This window comes from Mesorhizobium sp. M0306, from assembly GCF_040321655.1.
Classification (GTDB): Bacteria; Pseudomonadota; Alphaproteobacteria; order Rhizobiales; family Rhizobiaceae; genus Mesorhizobium.
The window spans coordinates 1-20874 of record NZ_JAMYRY010000017.1 but is presented as its reverse complement, the minus strand read 5'-3'; the positions used below and the strand labels follow the sequence as shown (position 1 = coordinate 20874).

Genomic DNA, 20874 nt, shown 5'->3' with positions numbered 1-20874 from the left:
TCGAAACGCGCGGACTGCACTCAGGCAGCCGCCTTGGTGCGCGCTTCCGATTTTTCCAGATAGTAGCTCGAATATTTGTCGAAGAATTTTTCCGAGCCGCCGATCGCGCCATACTTGGCCAGCTTCTTCAGTTCGACCTTGTTCAGCACCGCGCCAATGATCTTCTTGGCGATGTAGGGCTCCGAGCTGAGCACGGATTGCACCATCGCACGCGGCGTGCGTCCCCACTCGGTGACCAGCACGAAGCCGTCGACAAGCGGAGCGAAGGCCTTGGCGTCGACGACAGGCCCGAGCGGCGGCAGATCGACGATAATGTATTCGAAGGTTTCCTTGGCGTTATCGATGAAACGCCGCATGCCGGCTGAAGACAGAAGCTCGCTGGTATGCGAAAACTGGCCACGCAGGACGGCCGGGATGATCGCCAGCTTAGTCTGCCGGTCGATCTTGCCGACCGACTGCCACGTCTGCCCGCTCACCACCGCTTCCATCAGGCCCTGTTCGGCCTCCATACCGAGGCTGCGGCTGAGGCCGGGATTGCGCAGGTCGCCGTCGATCAGCAGCGTTTTCGATCCATTGACGGCAAGCAGCCCGGCAAGATTGGCCGCCACCGTCGACTTGCCTTCGCCGGGAAGCACCGAGACCACGCCGATGACCCGGCTGCCCTGGCCCTCCATCACGACGTCGAAGGCGATCTTTGCGTTGCGCAGCGTCTCGGAGAACATCGATGCCGGTGCATCGACGGTTACCCGCATCCGCGCACGTTTTTCGGCTGCCGACAATGTTTTGGAGGGCTGGGATTTGGAGGACTTGGCGGTCTTGGATTCAACGACTTTGACGTCAGGCTGACCGCCATTGCGCTGGTCATCCTTGCCAGCCTTGCCGATGACCGGGAGATAGCCGAGGAATTTGAGGCCGACACGGTCGCGCACATCCTCGCCGGTCCTGAAGAAGCGTTCCCTGAATTCATTCAGACCACCAACCCCTGCCCCCATCATTACGCCAAGCGCCAGCGAAAGCCCCAGCACGATGGCCGTTCGCGGGGTTGCGGCCGACTGCGGCATCGTCGCGTCCGAGATGACCCGGATCTTGCCGACCGGGAAGGATTGCTGCTGGGCGGCCTCCTCATAGCGGTTCAGGAACGTCTGGTAGAGCGTCGACAGCGCCGTCGCCTTCTGGTCCAGCTCACGCAGCTTGACCTGCGACTGGTTGTCGATGGAGCTCTTGCCAGCCGCCAAGGCGACATTTGCGCGGAGCGCGGTTTCGCGCGCCAGAGCGACCTCGTATTCGTTTCGGTAGCTTTCGGTCAGTTGCTTCAGCTCGCCGAAAATCTGCGCCGATATGTCGGCCTTCTCCTTGGCGAGCGCGACGGCCTGCGGATGTTGCGGGCCGAAATTCGCTTCGACGTCCTGCTGCCGCTTGGCGACGGTGAGATAGCGGTTCTTCAGCGTCGTGATGACGGAGCTGCTCGGCTGGTCGTTCGATATCGCGGCGTCCTTGAACGCATTATCCGAGCCGCTTTCGACGATCGACTTGTACTGCTGATAGCGGGCGCCGGCACGTGCGGTATCGGCCTGCGCGACGATCAGCTGGGTGTTGAGATCGGACAATTGCTTGTCGCTGATCAACTGGCCGTCATTGACCGCCAATCCATGTTCGGCCCTGAACTTTTCGACCGCCAGTGCGGCCGCCTGGGAGCTCTCACGAAGCTCGGTCAGCCGGCCTTGCAGCCAGACCGCCGCCCGCTCGGTCGCGTCGAAGCTGGCATCGAGCTGATCGGCGAGATAGGCGTCGGCATAGGCTTTGGTGATGGCGGTCGCGAGCGCCGGATCCGTCGCCTGAAAGGAGATGCTGATGACAAAGCTTCGGCCGATCCGCTCGGCGTCGAGTTGGTTCTGCAGTTTGAAGATTGCATAGTCGCGGGGCGACGAGGATGCGGTGATCGCGTCACGCGTCGCAGCATCAAGCTGAGTGACATCGGTTGTGCCAGCGGCGCGCTTGGGGCGGACCGACTGGATGATACCGCGTACAAAGCCTGACACTTTCGACATGGCCGATGTCGGAGGGTTCATAAAAGCGTCGTTCTGATCGAGCTTCAGCTTGTCGACGACCACCCCCGCCAGCCTGGCCGACTGCAGAATTTCGATCTGGCTCAGAACGGCGGAGTCGGTCTGCATGCTGACCGACGCCGCCGAAATGTCGTCGACGACCTTGTTCAAGCCTTCGTCGATCAGCACGCTGCTCGTCGCCACATAAGTAGGAGGCGTCGTCTGCAAGTAGAGCACGCCGAGAAAGAGACCGATGACGGCGCAGGCGGCAACCACTTTCGCCTGCCGCGCGGCCATGCCAAGCAGGCGCTCGATGTCGATGAAGTCTTCGGCGTTTGCCGCATTTGAAGCCGGCAATGGCGTCCTCTTGTCGACAGGAAAATTGGCATAGTTCATCTTCGGTCCAATTCTAGTTTGCAGGCGCTACCGCCTCGAAGGTCGGGACATAGGGTGCAAACCTTGCGCCGGACAGTGCGCGTTACGCGCGGCGCAACGGCCTGTCCTGCGTCATCAGCCGCACCCACAATGCCTCAAAAAAATGGACATTATGCGGCTTCTTCCCGACGCTGATGCGACCGGACGAATTCCTGCAGCATCTCGAAGATCGGACCCTTCATGTCCTCCCGCGCCAGCGCGAAAGCGACATTGGCCTGGATGAAGCCCTCCTTCGAACCGCAGTCGAACATGCGGCCGTTGAAAGGCTGGGCGAAGAAGGCCTGCGTCTGTGCGAGGCGCACCATTGCGTCGGTCAGCTGGATCTCGTTGCCGGCGCCGCGCTGCTGGCTGGCCAGCAGCGAGAATATCTCGGGCTGCAGGATGTAGCGGCCGTTGATGTAGAAGTTCGACGGTGCGTTGGCAGGAGCCGGCTTTTCGACCATGGCCGTCACCTCGAAGCCCGTGCCGACATCCGCGCCGCGCCCGACAATGCCGTATTTGCTGGTCTCGGTCGGATCGCAACGCTCGACGGCGATAACGTTTGCGCCAGTTTGCGCATAAAGATCGGCGACCTCGGCGAGACAACCGCGCCCGCCGAAGGACACCATGTCCGGCAAAAGCAATGCGAAGGGCTCGTCACCGATGACTTCGCGCGCGCACCAGACGGCATGGCCGAGGCCTTGCGGCGACTGCTGGCGGATGAAGCTCGTCGCGCCGGCGACGGGAAGCAGGGTTTCAAGCGATTCGAGTTGCGCCTTCTTGCCGCTCTGCTCCAGGGTTCCGATCAGTTCAGGATGCAGGTCGAAATAGTCCTCGATCACCGCCTTGTTGCGGCCGGTGACGAAGACGATGTGCTCGATGCCGGCCTCGAACGCCTCGTCAACCGCATATTGCACGACAGGCCTGTCGACCACCGGCAGCATTTCCTTCGGCATGGACTTGGTCGCCGGCAGGAACCGCGTTCCAAGCCCCGCCACCGGTATGACTGCCTTCCTGACTTTTTTCATTGCATGTTCCTTCTGAGGAGATCGATTTCAACCTGTCGCAGGCGGCGAAAACTGTCTTCATTCATTCGCCTGCAGCCCTTCACCTCCCCGCCACCACGGCAAACTGTGCCGCTACCCTTCGCAGCCGGACGGCGATCGGCATGCTCATATGCCGAACCGCCGCCGGATCGCTGAGCGCCGTCCATATCGCCTTGAGCGGGGACCGCGCCTTGATGTGCTGGACCAGCGACAGGAATGATGCCGCCCGCCGCAGGCTGCGAGCGCGCCTGACGAAGGCCGCCGCGGCCGCAGCATCCATGGAATGGGTCCCGGCGAAGGTGGCATCGGCCCTGCGCATCGCCTCGACGTGATGAAGTTCGAGCACCCGGGAGATGGAACCGGTGCGGATGTGATAGACATAGCCTGTCGTCGGCTCGACCACGCATTTGCCGCCCTTGGCCAGAGCACTGGCCAGGAGGATATAGTCTTCGCCAATGATCAGGCTTTCATCGTAGCGAAGCCCGTTCTCGTTCAGGAACCGGCGCTGGAAGATCGGCTTGAGATAGCCGAGATTGAACCTCGATTCGAAGAGGACATTGCCGCCGATGTAATCCGCCAGCGAGATTTCACTGAGCCCTTCCAGATAGTCGGCCGGGAACATCGTCTCTTCGGCAACGCCATCCTCGCGAACGACCTGCAGATTATCGACTGCGATCTCGGCGCCCGCTTTCTCCGCGCGTTCGATCATGGTGCAGATTCGCCCGGGATAGACCGCGTCGTCGGAATCGAGGACCGCGACCCATCTGCCGCGGGCAAGCTCAAGGCCGGCGTTCCTGGCGCCGCCGGGGCCACGGTTTTGCTCAAGCGCGACAACGCGCACGATGTCTTCGGGGTAGGATCTCGCCAGGTCGAGCGTCCGGTCGCGCGACTTGTCGTCGACGACGATGACCTCGACGCGGACATTGCGCTGGGCGACGGCGCTGGCAATCGCCCGATCGATGGTCGCCTCGGCATTGTAGGCGGCAATCACGAAGCTCACGTCAGGCTGCACGCTTGCCCCCTTGCTGCGGCGAAGACAGGCCGTATTGGCGGATTTCACGAACCCCGACGAGGCCGCTGACGACGCCGGCATGCATAATGCCGCGAAGCACGCTGCGGTTCCGGCGTACGGGGTCGATGGCGACCGGAATTGCCGACAGGAAACTGTAGGCGGCCTTTGCCGTGGCAATGCCGACCTGCTTGAGCCGGGCAAGGCCGTGTGCGTTGCGCCCCAGAAGATGACCGTGCGTCTGCCCGACGCGGAACCGGCGCCGGCCGAGCCAGTCGAATGCCGCCCTGGCAGATGGCACCGCTTCGTCGACCCAAGCCTCCGGCGAAAAGGCGATGCGGCCGCCGGCCTTGACCATCTGGTCGAAGAATTCCGTATCTTCGCCGCCGGTCTGGCCACGTGCCAGGCTGAAGCGCCGGCCGCGCAGGCTCTCAGTGCCCATCCTGAGCACGACGTTGCAGGTGTAGCCGGTGCGGATCTCGCCGCGCACCCAGACCGGCGAGGTCGAGTGGAAATCGCCTTTGCGCATCCAGGCGGGCGCATCCGGCTGGTAACGGGCTTGCACCGGCCCAAGCACCGCCGCAGCACCAGTTGCTTCCGCCGTCGCCACCAGTTCGGCAAGCCAGCCAGCGGTGGCCGTCTCGTCGTCGTCGATAAAGGCGACGAAATCCGACGCACTGGCATCGAGGCAAGCGTTGCGCGCGATCGAGATGTTGCGGGCCGGGGCGTGCCGGTAGGTCACCGGCAGCTTCAGCTCCCCTGCCAGCTTGGCGACCAGCGGTTCGGCCGTCGGCGTATCGTCGTTGTCGGCAATGACGATACCGACATTGTATCCCGCAGGAATATCCATGGCTGCTACGGAGCGAAGCGTGTCGGCAAGCTCCGGCCGGCGAAATGTGCAGACGCAGATATCGATGCTTAGATTTTTCCTGACCGGGTCCATCACGCTACCCCGCGCTGCGGTCGCGGTGCGAGCAGTTGCAGCCAGAAACCGACCGACCAACCGAAATGCATGACCATTGCCGAGACCCCAGCAAGTGCAATGTCGGGTTTGCGCTGACTGAGGGCGGTCCAAAAGCCGTAGCCGAGGCAGACCGACGCCCATAGCAAAAGCGGCACGGCCGCCAGCCAGTGGACGAAGGAAAAGGCGGCGAGAAGAACCACGGGGAACACCAGAAGCGGCACCATCTGCCGGATCTTCGGGATCATGCGGTGCTTGAGAACGTTCTTCGCCCGGCCACGGCCATAGCCGAGATACTGAAAATAGAGGCCCTTCAGCGAGGAGCGCGGGTAGTAGACCATTTGCGTCTTGCCGGTCATCCAGATGCGGTAGCCGGCCTGGCGGAGCCGATAGTCGAGCTCGGCATCCTCATTGTGACTGAACGTTTCGTCATAGCCGCCGACCGCGGTGAAGGCCGAGATCCGCATCAGTGCGTGGTGGCCATGATCGACCCATTCCCCCGCCGAAAGGTGCCGGTGCTTGGAGCCGCCGGTGCCGAGCCTGGAGTTCTGCGCCGCTGCCGCTGCTTTCTGCACCATGCCGCTGCCACTGGTCAGCATCGAGACGACGACCGAATCTGCGCCGGTAGCCTGCGCTTCTTCGACCAGCCGGTCGCAATAATCCGCGGGATAGCCGCCGTGCGCGTCGATGCGAATGAGATAGTCGACGCCGTCCCCGAATCTGGCGACGGCGAGATTGATCGCCGCGCTCTGCAAGCGCTTTTCATTGTGGAGCAGGATCACCCGCCGATCTTTTGCGGCGATATCTGCGACGATCGTTCTGGTGCTGTCCGTACTGCCGCCATCGGCAACGATGATCACGGCGCCCAGCCTCTCGGCCGCAGGGCGGAGCTCTCGAAGCAACGCGCCGATATGGGCCGCTTCGTTCAGGCACGGAACCACGATCATGCAGGATGGGAGCGTTTCGGTTTGCCTCATCGGTAGTCTTCCTATGCCAATGCTTCGGCAGCATATGGACCGGGAGCCGCGACCAGGCCGCGGAGTTTTTCGACCAGCGCCCGGCAATCGGCGCGGTCGTGGCTCCAGGTGCGCGGATTGCGGGCGAGAACACGCGCCCTCAATGTCTCGAACCGATGCTGCTCCATCGTGCCGACGGCAGCTTCAAGCGCCTCGGGCGTGGCTTCTGGCAAAAGAACGCCGATGCCTTGTCGGTCGAGGAACCGGCCGGTTTCGGTGTTGCCCATTGAAATCGGCACGGCTCCGAAGCGGCAGCCTTCATAGAGCCGGTTGGGCAGCAGCCATTCGGAATTCAGGCCCTGCTCAAAAAAGTCGATGGCCCAGGAAAAGTGAACCTCGCGGTAGATCGCCGCCATATCCTCGGGATTGCGGTAGGGCCCGCCAAACGACAGCCAGGGTTCCGATTCAACGAAACCATGGAAATCGGGAAATTCGGACAGCGCCGGCCGGCCCCTGAGGACGATTTCAAAGCGGCCGTCGAGGCGGCGCGAAAAGTCGGCCAGAAGTTCCAGGGATCGGCGGCAGCGGAGCGCACCGAACCAGCCGATCCGCCATGGCGGCGCAACGGGATTCTCCGCCGTAATGCGGTCATCCAGCGAAGCCGCGGCCGGCTCGAAATACTTGTTTTCGAGCAGCTCGACCGGCGCGGCAATCTGTCCGAACGGCTTGAAATAGTTGGCGATGAAGGCCGGAGAGCTGGTCACCAGAAGCTTCACATCCCTGGCCAGGAAGCGTTCTGCGCCGCGCATCGCCCAGCCCAGCGGATCGTCGCGAAGCAGCAGGCGATGGATGTCCAGGCACTCGTAGACGATCGGCACTGTTGCCTGGAAGACCGACCTGGCGCGGCGGGCAAGCGCCAGCATTTCCAGATTGCGCGCGATAATGAGGTCGGGCCGTGGCATTGAGCCCAGCTTCGAGCCGGTCGAGACCACCGCCTTCATGATCGCCGCCAGACGCTGGGCGAATCGGCCATCACGAGTCGGGCCGAGATCGATCGGCTGCAAGCCCTCGACATCAGCAACTGCGCTTGCCGTACGACGAAAGCCCGCCAGCGTAACCTGGGCGCCGCCTGCCTTGAGCATTATGATCCGCCGGCGCACTGCCGGGTCGGAGACGTCGTGTACCAAGTACAAGACATGCAGCATGAAAACTCGACCGCTGTTGGCCCGCCCGCGACGATGCTAGTACAGCTCTTGCTGCATCGCAACATTTTTGGTTGCAGCGTAGCAAAGTTCCACATTTTTTGTTGCACTGCAAAATCGATGGGTTAATCTCGCTCTGCTTGGGCCGCATGGACCGCGCGTTGGCCTGCCATCGGGCTGCGCGCCAATAATCACGACGCGAGGACCATCCTGGCGTGCAGCATTTTCGGCCAACCCGCCCCTCGGCATCCGTCGACCGAACCGCGGGACTACTCACGAAATGAGGTCATTCCATGAAGATCGCGGTTGAAAACACCGTCTGCCTGAATACCGGGGATGCAGCGATTCTCCTGGCGATCCGCCATGTTTTCAAGACGATCGTCCGGGACGACATCCAGTTCTACGTCTTCGACAGCCAGCCGGAGGTAGCGGCGAGGCTCTACACGAAGAAGGACTATCCTGATCTCGAATTCCACAAGCTGCTGTCGGAATCGCTGTTCCGCTACAAATACGGCAGCGGCCTGAAGAACCTGTTCAAGCCGATCTACAATCGGCTCGTCCTCAATGCCCTGCGGCGGTTCGGCATCCGCGGCGTTCTCGGGCGTTTGTTCAGCTCAAGCAATCGCCGTGGTCTCGAGATCTACAGAGATGCCGACCTCGTGGTCACGACAGGCGGAACCTATCTCGTCGAGACCTACAATCTGGAGCGGCGCCTCAATCAATTCAGGATCGACGCGATTCTGGGCAAGGACCCGGTCTTCTTCACGCAATCGCTCGGCCCGTTCAACAAAAGTTACAATCGCCAGGAGTTGAGCCCGATCTTCGATCGGAGCCCGCTTATCCTGCTGCGCGACGAACGTTCGAGAGGCCACATTGCGGACATGGTGAAAGACCCCGGCAAATGCCACGTCGTGGCCGATGCCGTCTTTGCCCTGGCCGACACCGACAGAATCGGAAAAATTCTGGCCTCTGGCCAGTCGGCGACCGTCACCGGCCGCGTCGCCATTTCCGTCCGTCACTGGAACTATGTCAGCGACGGCGAGGGCGGCATGCGCCGCTACATCGACTCGATCCGCGAGATCGCGACCATCCTGGTCAGGGACCACGCCAAGGAGGTCACCTTCGTCTCCACCTGCCAGGGCGTGCCGGAATACGCCCATGACGATTCCAAGACGGCGCGGGCGATCGTTGCCGAGCTCGATCCTGAGATCGCCAAGCATGTAAGCGTGGACGCTTCGTTCCACACGCCGGAGCAACTGATGGCCCTGGTGAAAGGCTTCGACTTCGTCGTCGCAACGCGCATGCACATGATGATCATGTCGCTCTGCGTCGGCACGCCGGTGCTGCCGATCGCCTATGAATTCAAGACCAAGGAACTTGCCAAGCGGATCGGCGTCGCCGACCTGCTGCTCGACATCGACACGGTGACGCCCGAGGAAGCGAGCGAGAAGCTCGGCAGACTTACCGCCAATCTCGACCTCTATCGCAGGACGAGCCTTGAGGCAGTGCTTGAGGAGCATGCGTCGGCGATGTCGGCAGGTGAGCTTTTGAGGCCGGTGATTGCCGGCCTAGCGGGCGTTGCGCATGGCGCTGGAAAGCGTGGTGAACAGGGCGCTGCGCGACTGGCGAAGGGCAAGCATGAGTACCAGTCCGATCGAATAATTGAGGGCAACCGCCAGGACCACCGCGAGCAGGTCTGACTGGCCGGTCAGCGATGCCGGCAACTCCCGGTACACGGACCAGGCAAGCAGCGACGACGCGATGAAAAGCCCCTGCATGATCAGGAAGTCGGCTGCGGTCACCGGGCCGACCCTGTGGACAAGAACGGCGAGTACCGGGACGCGTAGCACATAGCCGCTGATCGCGTAGGCCGCCGCGACACCGACGGCGCCCCAGTGCAATCCGATGATGAAGGCGGCGACCGTCGTCAGCGACGAGTAGATGCCCCAGTGGAACATGGTCTTGGTCTTGCCCTGGCAGATGAAGATCCAGCCTGTGGTGCTCGAGACGGACTGGATCAGGCTGGCGATGCCCAGCCAGGCGAAAATCGGCGCCACCGCCGTCCAGCGCCCGCCGAAGAGAAGCCCGACGACCTGGTCCGACGTCAGCGTCAGCGCCGCGATCCCGGGCATAGTGATGGCCGCTAGCATCCAGTTGGTTCGCACATAGATGTCGCGAAACCGCGCCTTGTCCTCATGGATGCGGCTCAGCAGCGGCACCATCACGCGTGTCAGCGGCTGGTTGATGTTCTGCAGCGGAAAAAGCAGGAGCTTATAGGCGCGGTCATAGTAGCCGAGTTCGATCGCGCCCGAATATTTTCCGATCAGGATGTTGTCGAGATTGCGCGAGAAGAAGTTGGCCAGATTGAAGCCGGTCAGATTGGCGCCGAAGGACAATATGTCGGTATCGACCTTCAGGTCCGGCCGCGACGGCGTCCAGCGCGCCACCTGCCACGCCGCCGCCAGCGCGACAACAGCCGAAACCGCCGGGCCGATGACCAGCGACCAGTAGCCCAGTCCCGCATAGGCGGCGATTGCTGTGGTCGCAAGTCCGGCAGCGGCGGTAATCACATCGTTCATTGCGAGCTGGCCAAAGCGCAAATGGCGGTTCATCAGCGCCAGCGGCACCGCGGCGAGACTGCCAAGAAGCAGCGGCAAGGCAGAGCCGATGGTGATCCCGACCATGCGTTGATCGCCATAGAAGGCAGCGATGGCGGGCGCCAGGCATGCAACCACCACGGCACTGCCCATCCCCACCAGCGCACTGATCCAGAATACCTGGTTGAGCTGCTCGGTGCTGATGTCCTTGCGCTGGACCACAGCCTGTTGCAGGCCAAGATTTTGAAGCAGCCCGACAAAGGCCACGATCGGCCCGACGGAAGCCACCAAGCCGAAATCCTCGGGCACGAGCAGACGGGCAAGTATGATGACCGAGAGAAACTGGATCGCCATCTTGAAGCCTTGCGCGCCGATCGTCACCACGCCGCCGCGCAGGGCGACGCGACCGAACTGGGGGGGCGGGTTGGCGTTCATGCCGGGCGCCTGGCTTCGGCCAGTTGAGCAACGATCTGCGCAAAACGTTCGTTGAGTACGTCCGCGTTGAAATCCTGCTCGATCTTGCGGCGCGCCGCACGTGCGATGCGCTCGCATCTGTCCGGGTTCTCGGCCACCCAGACAAGCTTGCGGGCCAACGCCGCAACGTCTCGCTCCGGTGCGAGGAAGCCTGTCTCCTGATCCTCGATCAACTCGGGAATGCCCGAGTGATAGGTGCTGACCACGATCAGCCCGGCGGCCATAGCCTCCATCAGCGCCACCGGAATACCCTCGAGATCGCCGTCCTGTGCGGCAACGCTGGGCAGGAGGAATACGTGGGCATTGCGCAGGCGCTGCTTGACCTCGGCGTGCGGGCGCGGCCCGAGGAAAGTCACCCGGTCGGCAATGCCGAGACTTGCGGCGAGCTTCTTCAACTCCTCCAGCAATTCGCCGCCGCCAATCACCGAATAGACCCAGTCGCGCCGCGGTAGGCTGGCGAGGGCGCGAAGGGCGAATTCGATGCCCTTCTTTTCGGTCAGCCGGCAGACCGAGATGAAGGACAGCGTGTCCCGGTCCCAGGAACGCCAATGGTAGCCGATCTCACCGGGCCGCACGCCCATATGGTGAACCATGACTTGCGCGGGGGGTGCGCCGACGCCGATCAGGGCGTCGCGGAAAAACGCGTTCACCGGCAGCTGGAGTACGCCCTTGTCGAAGACAACCTTGTAGCGCGTGAGCGTGTTATCATGCAGCGGTTCGCCGACATCGCGGCCGTGGAATATGGTCACCAAAGGAGCCGAAATCCGGCCTCGTTTCATGGCACGGGCGACGCGCATGCCGTTATTGCCGAAATGCGCGACAATCACGTCGGCGTTCTGCAATTTGCGTGCAAAGGCGATGTCGATTGCGGTCGAGAGCTTATCCCAGAACCTGCCCGACCATCTCCTGAGCGTCGGGCGAAAGCGCCCCAGTCTGCCCCACCAGCAGACGACCTTGCCAGGCAGCGCCTGCCAGCGGCGATCGTCGATGTTGCTGTCCTTGCCGAAGGACGTCTCGTTGCAGACGACGCCGACTTGCATGCCGCGCTCGAGGCACCCTTCTATCTGGTCGAGGACGAAGGTCTCCGACAAAGAGGGGAACTTATCAACTACGAAGCAAATCTTCATCGAATGGACGATCTTTCGAGGCCGGTCGGCGATCTGCTCGCGCGGATGAGGGCTGACGCCAGTCGCCGTAGTGCGAGGCGCTTCAAGCGTCCGGTGTTGTGCGCGATGTTGTCCCAAGCCATCCACTCGGGTCAGGCGCGAAGGCTGGCTTTTGGGCGACATGCATGGCTTTGGGCGAAATGCATCAGGCGGCACGCTCCAGTGCGCCTTGCCTGGCGTTGTCGAGAACGCCGAGGAAGGTCGCGAACTGAATGTCGGGATTCATCTGCGGCCGCTCCGAAAACAGCTGCGCCGCCGCCGACAGCCGGTCGTACTCGGCCTTGTCGCTCCATAGCCGCCTGACCGCGGCGACCCAGTCGTCGACCGGTGCGTCGTAGTCGAGCACCACGCCGCCGGCGCCAATCGCTTCCGGCAGGCCGCCGCGGCGGGACCCGACGACCGGAATACCGCTGCAATGGGCCTCGGATGCCACCCGCCCCCAAGCTTCTTCCCATTTGCTGGGCGCCAGCAGGATCTTGGTGCGGCCATAGACGGTCTTCATGTCGCTGGTGCGGCTTTCCAGCCTGACGTTGCGCAGCGGCGCGATGATCCGTTCGATCTGCGCCCGGTGGTCGTCGTCGAGCTTCCAGCTTTCGACGAACAGGAACGGAATTTCGGGGCATTGGCCGGCGATGCGCACGGCGAGTTCGAACCCTTTTTCATTGTAAGGATTGATCAGTGTGACGAATTCACCGGTCGTCGGCGTGCTGTAGAGCCCGGGATTGATGGTCGGCGGGATCACGGTCGAATCGATGCCGAACTTTTCCTTATAGGTGCGCGCGGTGAATTCGGAGTTGGCGATATAAAGTGCCGAATGCAATTCGCGCAGGTCGCCGGCCAATTCGTGGAATTCGACGTTCCGCAGATAGACCACCAGCGGCACGCCGAGCGCCTGCAGCGCCTTTCCGATCGGCACCGATTTGTGGCACTGCACGACGGCGACATCGGGATCGAGCCGTTCGACGGCGAAGCGCGCCGCCTCCCAGGGAAACCATGCCCGCACGACCGGATAGCCGGGATAGCTGTCGATGACCGCACGCTGACGAAGCAGCTTCATTTTGGCACGCGCCTTGAAGCCGAACATGCCGTCACCGAACAGCGCCGCCAGAACCGAGGCGTCATGACCGTGCTCGCGCAGCTGCTCGACCAGATGGTGCGTGCTCGACTGAACGCCACCGCTGAACTGCGGCGTGTAGCCGTTGCCGCCTGCAAACAGAACTTTCATGGACCTGGCTCCTTGCTGGACCGCCCTAGCGTCACGCCGCCATTCTGCCGATGCTGTGGTATTCGATGCCGTGGCGGGCGATGACCTTGGGGTCGTAGAGATTGCGTCCGTCGAAGATGACGGGCGTGGTCAGCGCGTTCTTCAGCGCATCGAAGGACGGCGCGCTGAAGCTTTTCCACTCAGTCACGATCAAAAGCGCGTCGGCGCCTCGCACCGCAGCCTCCTTGGTGCCGCACAGTTGCAGGTCGTCGCGCAGCCCGTAGATCGCCTGGCATTCCTGCATCGCCTCGGGATCGTAGGCCTGCACATTGGCACCGGCGGCCCAGAGCGCTTCCATCAGCGTGCGGGACGGGGCCTCGCGCATGTCGTCGGTATTGGGTTTGAAGGCCAAGCCCCACAGCGCAAAGGTCTTGCCTTTGAGATTGCCCTTGAAATAGCGGTCCACCTTCTCGAACAGGACCGACTTCTGCTGGTTGTTGCGCTCCTCGACGGCACGCAGCAGCTTGGCGTCGAACTTGACGGCCTCGGCGGTCTTGATCAGGGCACGCACATCCTTCGGGAAGCACGAGCCGCCATAGCCGAGGCCCGGATAGATGAAGTGGTAGCCGATCCGCGGGTCGCTGCCGATGCCCTTGCGGACCTCCTCGATGTCGGCACCCAGTTGCTCGGCCAAATTGGCCATTTCGTTCATGAAGCTGATCTTGGTCGCCAGCATGCAATTGGCCGCGTATTTGGTGAACTCGGCACTGCGCACGTCCATCACGATCATCTTTTCGTGGTTGCGGTTGAACGGCGCGTAGAGCTCGCGCATCACCGCCTCGGTGTCCTCGTTGCTGGTGCCGACGATGATGCGGTCGGGCTTCATGCAGTCGCTCACAGCGGACCCTTCCTTGAGGAATTCCGGATTGGAGGCGACGTCGAAAGCCAGATCCTCGCGCCCGCGCGCCTTCAGCGTCTCGGCGATCCTGGCCTTTATCCTTTCGCAGGTGCCGACCGGCACGGTCGACTTGCCGACGACGATCTTTGGCGCGTCCATCTCACGACCGATGGCCTCGGCGACGGCCAGCACATATTTGAGGTCTGCCGAACCATCCTCGCCCGGAGGCGTGCCGACGGCGATCATCTGAATCTGGCCATGCTTGATCGCCGCGGCGGCGTCGGTGGTGAACTTGATGCGGCCGGCGGCATGGTTCTCCTTGACCATGTTTTCGAGCCCGGGCTCGAAGATCGGGACATGACCCTGGTTGAGCCGCTCGACCTTTTTTGCATCGATGTCGACGCAGACCACCTGATGGCCGACTTCGGCAAGCACCGCCGCCTGTACAAGACCGACATAGCCGATTCCAAAGACAGTCAAATTCATTCGGTTTCATTCCTGTTCAAGGCTTCGGGCCTGTTCGAGCTTCGGTTTTCGGACCACCTTCGACCCGGCCGGTTCAGATGCGCTTCTAGTTTGTGTTGCATGCCAGCGATTCGGGGAATTGGCAGGGCTGGCCGAGTGCGGTGAATGCGACGCGATCCACCTGCATGGTGAGCTTGCGGCCGGGATCCGAGAACGGCCCCATCCAGCCCTTCATCGTATCGCTGCCCCACAGGCTGAAATAGATCCTTTGCGAATGGGTGGGCAGCTTCGCCGGATCGGTGATCTCGTGGACAAGCTTGCCGTTGACGTACCAGCGCAGCCGGTCCTTTTCCCAGACGAAGGCGTAGTCGTTGAAGGCCTTGTCGGTGCCGCCGGCGACGTCGACCAGTTTCTCGTTCTTGCCTTTGCCGGCTATGTAGGCGTTGACCTGAACCTTGGACGTGTCCTTGGTCAGCACCTCGAAGTCGATTTCATCATGCGGCTGCTTGTCGGCATCGCCGACGAAGCTGAAGAATGCCGCGTTGACGCCGGAGCCCGTGTCGGTCTTCATCCGCGCCTCGTAGGTGCCGTAGCCGAAGCGCTGCTTGGTCTGGATCTCGGCGCAGGCGAATTCGCGATCCTTCAGCTTGCGCTTCTCGAAACCGAGCGTCAGCATGCCGTCGGAAAGCCCGATCAGGCTTTTGGACCAGGTACAGTTCTGATGCTTGCCGTTCGTCCAGCCGTCGGAAACATACCAGCGCGCGCGACTGAGGCTGGTGAAATCATCGACAAAGGACGGCGCGGTTGGGAGATCCTGGGCACGGACGGGCACCAGGCCCGCAACCAGGCTGACGAGAACGAGCAGCAGAAACGCGCCGTCTGAACGGAGCCGTCGCAGCTTGCCCGGGATCGGGCGCGTGAACCGGGTGCCGCGGGTTGCCGGGGCGGACGTGCTTTTAGGATCTGCGTTCATATCAAACTCACCTTTGTGCTGTGCGCCCCCAAAGCGATCGTTCGAACCGTGACGAAACAACCTGATCTTGACCTTGTCGCTCCCAAGCTCCGTGTTGTGCCTAAAACCATTGCGCCGACCCGGGGTGTTCGCTCAGCCTGTGCCGGAATCGGCGGGCTTCACAAAATCGGTCCTTATGTCGGGACCGTTCTGCCGCTTCTCCTCGAAGATTTCATCCAGCGAATGACGGAGATCCTTCATCATCTGCATCTGGCGCGACAGCGCTGCGATCCGCCGCTCGCAATTCAGGATCGACCTGGTCAGTTCGCCGACTTCGGAAGACCTGCGAGAGGAGACCGCTCCGTTCTCCATGGCCTCGACCAGAAAGGCGGCATTGGTAGCCGTTGTCCTGTAGCGGTTCTCAAGTCCGCTCTTCTCCGCCTCGACTTCGGCCGCGATCTGGTCCAGCAGCTTTGCCAACCGATCGAGGCGCGAGGTGTCGGTCTGCGTGTCGCGCGCCGGATCTCTCGACCGGAAGCGAAAGATCGAGGCCATGTCGTCAGCGCCCCATCATCGTCGAGCTGGTGACCGGCCTTGGCGCCAATCCACATTCAAAAGACATTTCTTGCATCGTCCAGCTCCTCCGACAGGGGATGTCTCGGGCCAGTTCGGTTGGCCGTCCAAAATTGCTGCACCGCAACATAGATTGCCATTCCCTGCGCGCATAGGCAACCACCTAGATCGTAAACTCATGAATCTCGTTGAAATGGTGCGAGCCGGCCGAAGGGTAAGGGCGCGGCTACCGCGATCGCACGTTGACGGGCCTAGCTTTCGCTGGCCGTGCTGGTTCCGGCCATGAGGAAGCGCAGCGGCGGCACATGCTGACGCTTCGCGGCGAGGCCAGCGCGGCGAAACAGCGCATCCAGCTTGTCGGAGGCAACGCCGCGGACGACGGCTGTGAGGTTGGACGAGCCGGCCAAGGCGTAGGCCGCGGCCGACGCCAGCCCGCGCTCAGCCTTCACGTCTAAAAACTTCCGCAACCGGTATTTGTCGCGGATGTGCCGCTCGTGCCTTCTCAGCGCAGCCTTCGATGCCTCCGGCAAACTGTCGATCGCAAGCAGTGCTAGGTCGGCATCGGCCAGATGCTTCAGGTCCTGGGTCTTGTGCCGTCCGCTAAGCGAATCGGCGCGCACGATCGCGCCGTAGCCACAGGATTTGATGACCTTGAAGCGCGCGCCATGGGCAACCGCGCGCGCATAGAGTTCATAGTCTTCACCCAGGCGCAGCTTCTCGTCGTAGCGCAGCCCATGCCGATCAAGAAAGGCGCGGCTGATCACTGGCTTGAGGAAGCCCAGTTCCCCGCGTTGCACACGGCGCCTGGAGATGTTGGCGTCGATGAAACCCTCGAAATCGAGGAATTCCGGTTCGGGCGAGAACGGCGGAGCAACGATTTTCGAAACGTCGGTTGCCGCGTCATCCCTGACAAGCATGATGTTGTCTGCGGCGAAATCCCAATCGGTGCTGGCGAACAGTCTGTGAAACCTGCCTTCGAAAAAGAAATCATCAGCGTCCAGAATGCTGATAAACGGCGATCTGGAACCGGCTATCGCGGCGTTGCGGGCAAAAGAGGGGCCGCGATTGACGTCGAAGCGGATGACGGAAAGGCGGCCCGTGCCGTCGTCGGACGCGCGGGCGACTTTCGCGGTATCGTCGGTGGACGCGTCGTCGACGACGACAACTTCCGCAACCTCCGGCTCGCGTAATGCCGATGCAATGGCAGCCGGAATTGTCCGCGCCGCATTGCGGGCGGCGATGATCACGCAGACCTGGGATGATGTCATGGACATGCCTCTCGATTGCAGAAGTCGTTGCTGATTTCTTTGCCCTCCCCGCTCAATGCGTCATCGCCCGTCTGAAATGCATCGGCCCAAACGCCTATGCTGCAAATGCGAAGCAAGCATCGCCAAAATCATCGGCGCAGTCCAGTTTTTCATTTGCTGGTGTCATGGCGCGGGTGGGCGGGCGGCGAGTCTCAATCGGGATGGCTCCAGAAATGCGCCGCTTGGCAGAGCCGTTCCTACACGCTCCATCAGAGCGTTCGATTGGCGGAAACCAGTTGCTGGTCCTCGCCGACCGGATGGCGGCGACGCAGAGCGAGCGCGTCGAGGCCGGCAGTGTCAAGCAATTGAAAGAACAGGAATGCCGACAGCCGGTGTTGTTGAGGCGGGGAATCCGTCAGAGGACCGGCAAGCTTAGCCACAGGTCACATGGACATCGCAGACCGCGGCCAGGCCTGAAATCAGTGAAGGCCCCTTCTGGCGCTGAATTTCTCGCCTTCGGCCGCTTCGTTCGAACTCAGCTTTCGTTCAGCGTCGCGAATTTTGTCGGCCGGGGTCGGGGCATTTCTGGCGATCATGGCAAAGACCAGCAGAAAATAACCCAGTTGGATGACTATAGCGCAGCCGATGACGCGAAAAACCGTCGTACCGAGCGAGGCGCCGCCCAAATACGACCAGACGATCACGATCGCCAGCGCAAAACACATTCCGATAATGAACTTTGGCAGTGACATACCCGATAGCCCATCAACCGGCTCGGGAAAAAATGTCGACAAGCCCACCCCGAGCACCTCCCTTAAACTCTGCGAGCTTATTTAGGTTGCCCGCATCTGGCCGGTTGCTTCCGGCCTAGCCCAATCTGTCCATAGTCCGACAGCAACAATTTGCAACTCTATTGACCCGAGCAATAGGCGGCAAGGGCAGCTGCGGAATAATTTTAAACGAATCCTCGGGATCGACTCTGCCATGGTGCAATGCACACGTCGGCATCACCACTGATTGCCGGATATCGACTCGCTCCAGTAAGATTTATAATATTGGCCAGTATTTTAGCATAACATCAGTCGATATTTTGAAATTCTAAATGATGGCAAAGCTCCACAGCAGGGTATAAAGAGCGATTCGCCTAAAATCAGCCCCAAAATTGGACTAGCTTTTCCAAAATTGCCCATAATCTGTCTCTTTTGCGACATAAAGGCGAAATTTTGTGCAGGACGAGTTTATTATTTAGTCAGTTCATGACGCGACTATTACAGCCGTCTGGGAAATTGTGTGTTGCGCTGCAACATTTTTTTGGTATCGTGCGGTAAACCATCCGTTCAACGTATGGAGTTTACGCATGAGGGACGTAGCCAAGCCGGCCGATGCGGATTTTTCGCAGGCCGGCGTCGATTTTCCGCCACCGATCGGCGGCCTGCTCAAACGCAGCTTCGATATTGCCGGTTCGCTGATCGGCCTGATCGCTCTCAGCCCGCTGTTCGTGATGATAGCGCTGCTTGTCAGGTTTTCCGATGGCGGGCCGATTTTCTATGGCCACAGCCGGATCGGCCGCGGAGGACGGATTTTTCCGTGCCTCAAGTTCCGCACCATGGTTCCAGACGGCGAGCGGGTGCTTGCTGCCTATCTCGCCGCGAATCCGGAGGCCAACGCCGAATGGATAGCGACCCGCAAGTTGAAGAACGACCCGCGGATCACGCGCGTCGGAGCGGTGCTGAGGAAGCTCAGCCTCGATGAGCTGCCGCAGATCATCAACATCCTGCAGGGGGATATGAGCCTGGTGGGGCCCCGTCCCGTGGTGCGCGATGAGCTGGAGATCTATGGCAATTCGGCCGTCTATTACCTGAAATCGCGCCCCGGCCTGACCGGGCTCTGGCAGGTCAGCGGACGCAACGATGTTTCCTACGACAGCCGCGTCGCATTCGACAGGCACTATGTCGAGAACTGGTCGATGTTCGAAGACATTCGCATCATCATCAAGACCGTACCTGCGGTCTGGATGTCGCGAGGCTGCTACTGACGGCCGCTTGCTGGCCGTGCATCGAGGAGCGACTGTCCAGAATTCGGGCCTAGAACTCAGGCCCCTAACTCAGGCATCGGCAGCTCATCGGGCGGGGCAAACCAGATCGGAAACGCTCAGTTGAAAGCAGATATAATCGATATCTTTTGCACCGGCATTCTCTCCAGACGCATGCGGCGAGTACGGCTTTTGACGACTTGCCTCACAATGGCGACCGGCCTGACGCTGTCGCTAGCCCTGCCACAGTTTGCCTTCGCCGACGACTATCGGCTTGGAGCACAGGACAAGCTGACCATCCGCGTGGCGGAATGGCAGACCGTCGAAGGCACGTTCCGTGACTGGTCGGCCATCAATGGAGAATACACAGTCGGCCCCGCTGGAACCTTGTCGGTTCCCTTCGTCGGCGAGATGCCCGCATCCGGCAAGACGACTTCGGAGATCGCGGCATCGCTCGGCGAGGCACTGCAGCGCAAGCTCGCTCTGGCCGACAAGCCGGAGGCTTCCGTCGAAATGGCGCAGTACCGGCCATTCTACATCTCTGGCGAGGTGCAATCGCCCGGCCAGTACCCTTGTGTGCCTGGGTTGTCCGTGCTGAAAGCGATGAGCATTGCCGGCGGAGCCCGGCGGAACCCGGAGAGCGGGCAGCGCTTCGACCGCGACCTGATCAATGCCAAGGGCAATTTCGACGTACTACAAGACCAATTGGTCAGGCTGACCGTCAAGCGCGCCCGCGTCGAAGCGGAACTAGCGGACAAGCCGACATTCGCGGTGCCGAAAGAGGTGGCCGACGATCCGAAACTGCCCAGCATCGTTGCCGATGAGACGGCGATCCTGGCGGCCGACCAGAAGAAACTCAAGCTGCGCTTGCAGGCGCTCGACGATTTGAAGGCGCTGCTGCAGAGCGAGATCGATTCGCTGCAGAAAAAGATCGTCAACCAGCAGAAGCAGGTCGATCTTGCGAAGGAGCAGCTCAACGGCATCGGCTCGCTGGCGCAAAAGGGCCTGGTCGTCAACACGCGGGTTTTGAACTCGCAGCAAACCATCGCCGACCTTGAAGGCCAGATCCTGGATTACGAAACGGCGATTCTCACGGCCAAGCAGTCGATCAGCAAGGCCACCCAGGACGCCATCGATCTGGAGAACACGCAGAACTCCAGCCTCGCGACCGACCGGCAACAGACGGAAGCCGATCTCAACGAGGTGACGCTGAAGCTGAATATGGAAAAGGCCTTGATGTCCGAAGCCTTGTCGGGCAGCCCCATGCCGCAATTCTATGGCAACAACGAACCAGCGGCCTTGTCATTTTCCCTGGTGCGGGTGGTCGACGGCAAGACCAGCGAAATCACCGCCGATGAAGACACGCCGGTGCTGCCAGGGGACGTGATCAAGGTCAAACCGGCGCCCCTGGCCATCCAGTAGCTTCTTTCCACCGGAGCGAAGCACCAACCCCGCAGGCAGCGGTCTGCGGGTTTTTGGGCTTGGTATCCTATGGATCAGAAAACAAGGCAGCCTTCGGGCAACGAACCGCCTGGATCCGCCCGCTCTGAGCGGTTCCCCCTTTGACGGAATCAAAGGGGATTCCAGATTTATCTGTTTTGTGATTCAAGATGCTGGCTGGAGTGGAGGCCAG

At 61.4% G+C, this 20874-nt stretch carries 16 protein-coding genes and 1 pseudogene; 3 read left to right on the top strand and 14 right to left on the bottom strand.

Going from position 1 to position 20874, the window contains the following annotated elements; genetic code table 11:
* Positions 1-20: 20 nt before the first annotated feature.
* The 6 genes from NKI95_RS21470 to NKI95_RS21445 form a co-directional block, all read right to left on the bottom strand.
* Positions 21-2441 carry a polysaccharide biosynthesis tyrosine autokinase gene (locus tag NKI95_RS21470; RefSeq protein WP_352719265.1) on the bottom strand — a complete coding sequence of 807 codons (2421 nt, stop codon included), beginning with the start codon at positions 2439-2441 and terminating at the stop codon, positions 21-23.
* Between the two features lie 149 nt (positions 2442-2590).
* Positions 2591-3487, bottom strand: a complete 897-nt coding sequence (locus NKI95_RS21465) for a UTP--glucose-1-phosphate uridylyltransferase (RefSeq protein ID WP_352719264.1) — start codon at positions 3485-3487, stop codon at positions 2591-2593.
* 79 nt (positions 3488-3566) lie between these two features.
* On the bottom strand, positions 3567-4517 hold the full coding sequence (locus NKI95_RS21460; RefSeq protein WP_352719263.1) for a glycosyltransferase family 2 protein: 951 nt from the start codon (positions 4515-4517) through the stop codon (positions 3567-3569).
* Positions 4507-5457, bottom strand: coding sequence for a glycosyltransferase family 2 protein (locus NKI95_RS21455; protein ID WP_352719262.1), 951 nt, complete (start codon positions 5455-5457; stop codon positions 4507-4509). Before NKI95_RS21455 ends, NKI95_RS21460 begins: the two co-directional genes overlap by 11 nt.
* Positions 5457-6452, bottom strand: a complete 996-nt coding sequence (locus NKI95_RS21450) for a glycosyltransferase family 2 protein (protein ID WP_352719261.1) — start codon at positions 6450-6452, stop codon at positions 5457-5459. Before NKI95_RS21450 ends, NKI95_RS21455 begins: the two co-directional genes overlap by 1 nt.
* Before the next feature lie 11 nt (positions 6453-6463).
* On the bottom strand, positions 6464-7636 hold the full coding sequence (locus NKI95_RS21445) for a glycosyltransferase family protein (protein ID WP_352719260.1): 1173 nt from the start codon (positions 7634-7636) through the stop codon (positions 6464-6466).
* 290 nt (positions 7637-7926) lie between these two features.
* On the opposite strand from NKI95_RS21445, the pseudogene NKI95_RS21440 reads away from it, so the two are divergent.
* Positions 7927-8979: pseudogene (locus tag NKI95_RS21440) on the top strand (polysaccharide pyruvyl transferase family protein); the annotation flags it as partial.
* 222 nt (positions 8980-9201) lie between these two features.
* Here NKI95_RS21440 and NKI95_RS21435 read toward each other — a convergent pair.
* The 8 genes from NKI95_RS21435 to NKI95_RS34480 form a co-directional block, all read right to left on the bottom strand.
* The gene (locus NKI95_RS21435) at positions 9202-10665 is read right to left on the bottom strand and encodes a lipopolysaccharide biosynthesis protein (protein ID WP_352719259.1); all 1464 of its coding nucleotides are present in this window, start codon (positions 10663-10665) and stop codon (positions 9202-9204) included.
* On the bottom strand, positions 10662-11831 hold the full coding sequence (locus tag NKI95_RS21430; RefSeq protein WP_352719258.1) for a glycosyltransferase: 1170 nt from the start codon (positions 11829-11831) through the stop codon (positions 10662-10664). The genes NKI95_RS21435 and NKI95_RS21430 overlap by 4 nt, the downstream gene beginning before the upstream one ends.
* Before the next feature lie 184 nt (positions 11832-12015).
* Positions 12016-13095: a glycosyltransferase gene (locus NKI95_RS21425; protein WP_352719257.1), complete on the bottom strand. Its 1080-nt coding sequence runs from the start codon at positions 13093-13095 to the stop codon at positions 12016-12018.
* 31 nt (positions 13096-13126) lie between these two features.
* Complete coding sequence (locus tag NKI95_RS21420) at positions 13127-14458, bottom strand: UDP-glucose dehydrogenase family protein (RefSeq protein ID WP_352719256.1); 1332 nt, start codon at positions 14456-14458, stop codon at positions 13127-13129.
* 85 nt (positions 14459-14543) lie between these two features.
* Positions 14544-15410 (bottom strand): endo-1,3-1,4-beta-glycanase ExoK, encoded by an 867-nt coding sequence (exoK, locus tag NKI95_RS21415; RefSeq protein WP_352719255.1) that lies wholly within the window; start codon positions 15408-15410, stop codon positions 14544-14546.
* A 132-nt stretch (positions 15411-15542) separates the two neighbouring features.
* On the bottom strand, positions 15543-15944 hold the full coding sequence (locus NKI95_RS21410; protein WP_352464384.1) for a hypothetical protein: 402 nt from the start codon (positions 15942-15944) through the stop codon (positions 15543-15545).
* 269 nt (positions 15945-16213) lie between these two features.
* Positions 16214-17236 (bottom strand): glycosyltransferase family 2 protein, encoded by a 1023-nt coding sequence (locus NKI95_RS21405; RefSeq protein WP_352719254.1) that lies wholly within the window; start codon positions 17234-17236, stop codon positions 16214-16216.
* Positions 17237-17688: 452 nt separating this feature from the next.
* Complete coding sequence (locus NKI95_RS34480) at positions 17689-17934, bottom strand: exopolysaccharide production repressor protein (RefSeq protein ID WP_502908415.1); 246 nt, start codon at positions 17932-17934, stop codon at positions 17689-17691.
* 632 nt (positions 17935-18566) lie between these two features.
* On the opposite strand from NKI95_RS34480, the gene NKI95_RS21395 reads away from it, so the two are divergent.
* The gene (locus tag NKI95_RS21395) at positions 18567-19244 is read left to right on the top strand and encodes a sugar transferase (protein ID WP_292659405.1); all 678 of its coding nucleotides are present in this window, start codon (positions 18567-18569) and stop codon (positions 19242-19244) included.
* A gap of 207 nt (positions 19245-19451) precedes the next feature.
* Positions 19452-20663, top strand: a complete 1212-nt coding sequence (locus NKI95_RS21390; protein ID WP_292659420.1) for a polysaccharide biosynthesis/export family protein — start codon at positions 19452-19454, stop codon at positions 20661-20663.
* Positions 20664-20874 lie beyond the last annotated feature (211 nt).